Annotated in this window: 5 protein-coding genes and 1 pseudogene; 5 read left to right on the top strand and 1 reads right to left on the bottom strand. The window is 71.3% G+C overall.

The features are described from left to right. Positions 1 to 136 precede the first annotated feature (136 nt). Positions 137 to 1,293: pseudogene (locus tag ABZX65_RS18935) on the bottom strand (Cmx/CmrA family chloramphenicol efflux MFS transporter). 318 nt (positions 1,294 to 1,611) lie between these two features. On the opposite strand from ABZX65_RS18935, the gene ABZX65_RS18930 reads away from it, so the two are divergent. The 5 genes from ABZX65_RS18930 (at position 1,612) to ABZX65_RS18910 (ending at position 6,181) form a co-directional block, all read left to right on the top strand. Next, positions 1,612 to 2,259 (top strand): HAD family hydrolase, encoded by a 648-nt coding sequence (locus ABZX65_RS18930; RefSeq protein WP_355340706.1) that lies wholly within the window; start codon positions 1,612 to 1,614, stop codon positions 2,257 to 2,259. Positions 2,260 to 2,428: 169 nt separating this feature from the next. Then, complete coding sequence (locus ABZX65_RS18925; protein WP_355340745.1) at positions 2,429 to 3,610, top strand: MFS transporter; 1,182 nt, start codon at positions 2,429 to 2,431, stop codon at positions 3,608 to 3,610. Beyond that, complete coding sequence (locus ABZX65_RS18920) at positions 3,579 to 4,751, top strand: acetoin utilization protein AcuC (protein ID WP_355340703.1); 1,173 nt, start codon at positions 3,579 to 3,581, stop codon at positions 4,749 to 4,751. The genes ABZX65_RS18925 and ABZX65_RS18920 overlap by 32 nt, the downstream gene beginning before the upstream one ends. A gap of 246 nt (positions 4,752 to 4,997) precedes the next feature. Further along, on the top strand, positions 4,998 to 5,831 hold the full coding sequence (locus ABZX65_RS18915; protein WP_355340700.1) for a phosphatase: 834 nt from the start codon (positions 4,998 to 5,000) through the stop codon (positions 5,829 to 5,831). 128 nt (positions 5,832 to 5,959) lie between these two features. Further along, positions 5,960 to 6,181, top strand: a complete 222-nt coding sequence (locus tag ABZX65_RS18910; RefSeq protein WP_188281714.1) for a helix-turn-helix domain-containing protein — start codon at positions 5,960 to 5,962, stop codon at positions 6,179 to 6,181. Positions 6,182 to 6,241: the final 60 nt, after the last annotated feature.

The raw sequence follows: 6,241 nt of genomic DNA, 5'->3' as shown, positions 1-6,241 counted from the left end.
GGGGACCCTGTGGGAGAGTAGGACACCGCCGAACAATTTTTATGGAAGAGGCCCGGCCTCGGATCTTAGGATCCGACGCCGGGCCTCTTTTGCGTTCTCCGCCACCCACCGGAAAACCGGTTTTCGAGCCCGCCTATCAGCCGGGCGTCGAGGACAGGAGGAGCGGGAGGGCGAGGAGGACGAGGAGGGCGCTGGTCCAGAAGGGGGCGAGGGGCCGGCGCTCGTGTGGAGGGTGGCGGCGGCGGTCAGGGGGCCGAGGGTCGCGCCGAGGTTGAGGGCGGCGGTGGCGTAGGAGCCGGACATGGTGGGGGCGGCGGCTGCTTCGTAGAGGACGCGGGTGATCAGGGTGCCGCCGAGGAGGAAGGACAGGGCGCCCTGGAGGAAGACGAGGGGGAGCAGGGCGGCCGGACGGTCGGCCAGGAGGGCCAGGGCGAGCCAGCCGAGGAGCAGCAGGGGGCCCGCGGTGGTGAGGACCAGGCCGGGGCGGTGGTCGGCGAGGCGGCCCGCGAGGGTGATTCCGGCGAAGGAACCGGCGCCGAAGAGCATCAGGGCCACCGAGATCCACAGGCGGCCGAGGCCCGCGGTGTCGGTGACGACCGGTGCGAGGAAGGTGAAGCTCGCGAAGGTGGCCGCGTTCACCAGGGCGCCGAGCAGCAGACTCGTCATCAGGCGCGGGGACGTGAGCAGTGCCAGCTCGGTGCGCAGGCCGGGTCCGGCCTTGGACGTACGGGCCGACGGCCGGGCCGGAACGCCCTTGAGGATTCCGGCGGCGGCGGGCAGGCAGAGTGCGGCGACCGCCCAGAAGGTGGCCCGCCATCCCAGCAGGGTGCCGAGCACCGCGCCCGCGGGCACCCCGGCGACCGTGGCCACCGTCGTCCCGGAGAGCAGTACGGCCAGCGCGCGCCCCTTGCGGTCGGGGGACACGAGGGTGACGGCGGTGGTGAGGGCGACGGCGAGGAAGCCGGCGTTCGCGAGCGCGGCGACGATCCGGGTGGCGAACAGGACCGGGAAGCTGTCGGTGACGGCGCCCGCGGCGTGCGCCGCCGCGAAGGCGACGACGAAGGCGAGCAGGCTGCTGCGGGCGGGCCAGGCGCGGGCGAGGGCGGCCATCAGCGGGGCGCCGACGACCATGCCGATCGCGAAGGCCGAGGTGAGCGTGCCCGCGGTGCCGACCGTCACGTCGAGGTCGGCGGCGATGTCCGGCAGGAGGCCGGCCAGCATGAATTCGGAGGTGCCCATGGCGAAGACGGCCATGGCGAGCAGGTACAGCGGAACAGGGAGACGGAGAGGCATCGGGAAAAGGCTCCGAGGTGAGGAGATGCACGAGAGGAAACGTGGAACGTCGTCTCGTCACCGCGGTCAGCACCCGGGGTGCGGCAGCCGTCCAGCCATGGCCGCGCGAAGAGCCGCGCGGAGAGTCGCACGAAAGCGCGGAGAGGCCGCGAAAGGCCGCGCAAAAGGTGCGTGCGAAAAAGGCGGACGGTGAAAGGGAGCTGCGAACTCAGTGGTTCAGGGGGCTGACGGCGTGACCGAAAGCCCCCGCCTTGGATGCCTCGGGGCTCGACATGGCCCGTACGCTACCGGATGCGTGCCCCCAACTACAGTGGCCGTATGCGGTATGACCTGGTCATCTTCGACAACGACGGCGTCCTTGTGGACAGCGAGCCGATATCCAACCGGATTCTCGCCGGGCACCTGACGGAGGTGGGGCATCCGACGACGTACGAGGACTCGATCCGGGACTACATGGGCGCGGCGGTGCACCGGGTGCACGACGTGGTGTGGGAGCGGTCGGGGCGGCGGCTGCCCGAGGGGTTCGACGAGGAGCTGCACGCGCGGGTCTTCGCGGCCTTCGAACGGGAGCTGGAGCCGGTGGCGGGGGCGGCCGGGGTGCTGGACCGGCTGGTGGCGGAGGGGGTGCCGTACTGCCTGGCGTCGTCGGGGAGCCATGAGCGGATCAGGGTGGCGCTGCGCAGGACCGGGCTGTACGAGCGGTTCGGGGAGGAGCGGATCTTCTCGTCGCAGGACGTGGGGCGGGGGAAGCCGGCGCCGGATCTGTTCCTGCACGCGGCGGCCGTGATGGGGGTGGCCCCCGAGCGGTGCGCGGTGGTCGAGGACAGTCCGTTGGGGGTGCGGGCGGCGGTCGCGGCGGGGATGGACGTGTACGCGTTCACGGCGATGACCCCGGCGGAGAAGGTGGCCGACGCGACGGCCCTCTTCGGTGCGATGGAAGGGCTGCCCGACCTGCTGCTGAGGTGAGCGGGAGCGGTCCGGGGAGCCGTCCGGCGCGGGTTGATCACAATTGTGACCCCCGCCACCTACTCATCCGTAGCTTCCGCGTTTACGCTGCTCGCTCATGGACGAAGCCGCGCAGAGCGCCCCCGGGGGGCCCGCCGCCCCCGTGAAGTACCGGCAGCCGGACGACCGGCTGCGGCACGGGCGGGCCGCGCTCGCGATCAGCTTCTTCGCGCAGGGCGCGCTGTTCGCGCTGCTGGTCACCCGGATTCCGGCGATCCAGGACCGGTACGGCATCAGCGACGGGCTGCTGCCGGTGTTCCTGGCGGCGGTGCCGATCCTCGCGGGCCTGGGCAGCGTGGCGACCGAGTACGTCGTGAAGCGGATCAGGCCGAGTGCGGTGCTGCGCTGGGTGCAGCCGGTGGTGGCCCTGGTCCTGCTGCTGCTCGGCGCGGGCGACCAGTTGTGGATGGCGGCGGTGACGCTGGCGCTGTTCGGGGTGTGCGTCGGCGGTCTGGACGCGTCGATGAACATGCTCGGGGTGAGCCTCCAGCACACCTACGGCCGCAGCATCATGCTCGGCTTCCACGCCTCGTACAGCCTGGGCGGGATCGTCGGGGCGTGTCTGGCGTGGTCGGGGGCGCACTGGCACATCTCGCTGGTGGCGCTGTACGGGCCGGTGGTGGCGCTGCTGATCCCGCTGACGCTGGTGGCGAGCCGCTGGTACGCCGACCAGGAGCAGCCGTCCGTCACCGAGCTGGGGGGCGAGAAGCAGGCCGTCGTGATGCGGCTGCTGATGCCGCTCTGTCTGGTGATGGCCTTCGCGTACATCGGTGACTCGACGGTCTCCAACTGGAGCGCGAAGTACCTCCAGGACACCTTGCACAGCTCGGAGCAGCTCTCCACCGTGCCGTACGCCGTCTACATGGTGACGACGCTGATCGGCCGTTCGGTGGGTGACTTCGGGGTGCGGCGGTACGGTGCCGCGTCCGTCGTCCGGCTGGGGACGGTGCTGGCGATGGCGGGCTTCGCGGTGGTGGCGGTGGCGCCGGGGGCGTGGGTGGGCATGCTGGGCTTCACGCTGCTGGGGCTCGGGCTGTGCGTGATCGTGCCGCAGACGTTCGCGGCGGCCGGGCGGATGTTCCCCGGTGCCTCGGACTCGGCCATCGCGCGGCTGAACATCTTCAACTACGTGGGTTTCCTGGTCGGCTCGCCGCTGGTGGGCGCGCTGGGCGATGTGTGGAGCTACCGCGGGGCGATGCTCGTGCCGATGGTGCTGGTGGGGGCCACGCTGTTGTACGCCAAGTCCTTCGAGGCCGGGCCCGCCGGGTACGGTGTCGGCCATGAGCGGCCGAGCACAGTTGATGTGGGATGAGCGGGTAACCAAGTACGACTTCGGTCCGGGCCACCCGATGGACCCGGTGCGGCTGTCGCTCACGCGCGGGTTGGTGCGGGCCTTCGGGCTCGACCGGGAGCTGTCGGTGGTGGCGGCGCCCGCGGCCGGCGACTCGACGCTGGCGCTGGTGCACCGGGCGGATTACGTGGCGGCGGTGCGGGCGGCGTCCGCCGATCCGGCCGCGGCGGATCTGTCGTACGGGCTCGGTACCGAGGACAATCCGGCGTTCGCGGGGATGCACGAGGCGTCCGCGCTGATCGCGGGGCAGTCGGTGGGCGCGGCCGAGGCGGTGTGGCAGGGCGATGTGCTGCACGCGGTGAACTTCGCGGGCGGGCTGCACCACGCGATGCCGGGCGCGGCGGCGGGTTTCTGCGTCTACAACGACGCGGCGCTCGCGGTGGCCCGGCTGCTGGAGCTGGGCGCGGAGCGGGTGGTGTACGTGGACGTGGACGTACACCACGGCGACGGTGTGCAGACGGCGTTCTGGGACGACCCGCGGGTGCTGACGATCTCGCTGCACGAGCATCCGCGGACGCTGTTCCCGCAGACGGGGTGGCCGGAGGAGACGGGCGGGCCGTCCGCGGAGGGCGGCGCGGTCAATGTGGCGCTTCCCGCGGGGACGGGTGACGCGGGCTGGCTGCGGGCCTTCCACGCGGTGGTGCCGGAGCTGGTGGCGGCGTTCCGGCCGCAGGTGGTCGTCTCGCAGCACGGCGCGGACACCCACTTCGAGGATCCGCTGGCGCATCTGGCGGTGTCGCTGGACGCGCAGCGGCTGGTCGCGGAGGCGTGTCACGCGCTGGCGCACGACCACGCGGAGGGCCGCTGGGTCGCGCTGGGCGGCGGGGGTTACGCGGTGGCCGATGTGGTGCCGCGTACGTGGACGCATCTGGTGGGGATCGCGGCGGGCGCGCCGGTCGCGCCGAAGACGCCGGTTCCCGAGGAGTGGCGGCACGAGGTCTACGCCCGGACCCGGCAGCAGGGGCCGCTGCGGATGACGGACGGCCGTGATCCGCACTGGGCGGACTTCGCCGACTCCGGTTACGACCCGGCGGACCGGCTCGACCAGGCCGTGATCGCCACCCGCCGCGCGGTCTTCCCGCTCCACGGCCTGCTGCCGTAGGGCCTGTCCGGCGGCACGCCGTAGCGCGTTGTCCCCTTTTCCGGCGAGCGTGGCGCTCCTTCTCCACGGAATCCCCCAATTTCGCACACGCCGTCACCGCGTTGTTCGGTAACCCGTTACAGCGGAGCGCGTACGCGTGTGGCGTAGGTCTTCTACGTCCGGAGCGCACTCGGCGCGGGTCACCCGCACGGGGTGTTTTTGGCGGTTTCGTACCCGGCGGGCGGAGGGAGTCGGGACGATCAAGGGGTGCTGAGTGTCGGCGCGCTGCGCGCGCATCTGGTGGCGGCCGGGCTGGCGGGACGGGTCTCGACCCCGAGGGAGAAAAGTCTGCACAGTTACCGGCTCTTCGCGGCGCGGGATCCGCGCCAGACGCTGGGGCTGGATCCGGAAGGGGAGTGGGGCACGGCGGAGTTGCTGCGGCTGATGGCCGACCGCTGCGGTGTGTCGCCGGACCCGGCGGACACCTCGGGGCAGGACACGATCGACCCGGACTGCACGGTGGCGGCGCTGGACGCCTTCGCCGAGCGCCTTGGCAGGGCGGCGCAGGATCGTATCCCCATTCTGCTGGGGACGGGCCACCCTCATCGGCTGTTGGGCTTCTACGCCTCTTTGGCCGCCGCGCTGTCGGCGGCGGGATGTGTGATTCTCACCCCTGCGTACGGCGGCTACGTCGATATGCCGACACAGTTCGGGGTACGGCGTCACAATCTTTGGTACGTGGGAGGTGTCGCCGTGGTGCGCCCCGTGCCTGGTGCGGAGGGTTCGCAGGAGGGTGCGGGGGCGGGCGAACCGGGTGCTCATACGCACTCCCCGCTGCCCGTCAGAGCGGCCCTCGCGGCAGCCGCGGAGCAGGGCGGAGTGCTGCCGCGGCTGGTGGTCGGGGACCACGGATTCGTATGCGGGGCAGGGCAGTTGGGCATCGAGGCGATCGGTCTCGCCGACTCCGACGACCCCGCGGTGTTCGTCGCGGAAGCGGAGGGCAGGGTGTCGGTCGCGGTACCGCTGGACGACACCGTGCGGTCCGATTACTACCGGCCGCTTACCCGCTACGTACTCCATCGGGCGTGGCTGTCACAGTAATCAACTATTGGCAACTCCTCTTCCCCACTTGCATCATGCGCCCCTAATCTGAGGGGGAGCGCACTTGACTGTTGGAGTCGCCGGAGGGGAAGCCGGTGGCCGTCAGGTGCGGAAAGTTCAGGTGTGTCATGGCTTCAAGCGAAACCAGGCCTCTCAACGAGGTCGTGTTCCTTACCGTGGCCGAAGTTGCCGCGGTCATGCGCGTGTCCAAGATGACGGTGTACCGGCTGGTGCACAGCGGTCATCTGCCGGCGATCCGGGTGGGGAGGTCTTTCCGGGTTCCGGAGCAGGCCGTCCACGACTACCTGCGTGAGTCCTATGTGGGGGTGGGGGTGGGGGAATCTGCCTGATCTCGCCCGCCGAGGGCCGCTGACCGCCTGCGTGGGGCTCGGTTTATGCTCGTCCGCCTC

Origin of the sequence: Streptomyces sp. NPDC003300, assembly GCF_040610915.1 — a bacterium.
GTDB lineage: Bacteria > Actinomycetota > Actinomycetes > Streptomycetales > Streptomycetaceae > Actinacidiphila.
Note: the sequence above shows the minus strand (reverse complement) of the source record. Positions and strands in the feature narration are given on the sequence as shown.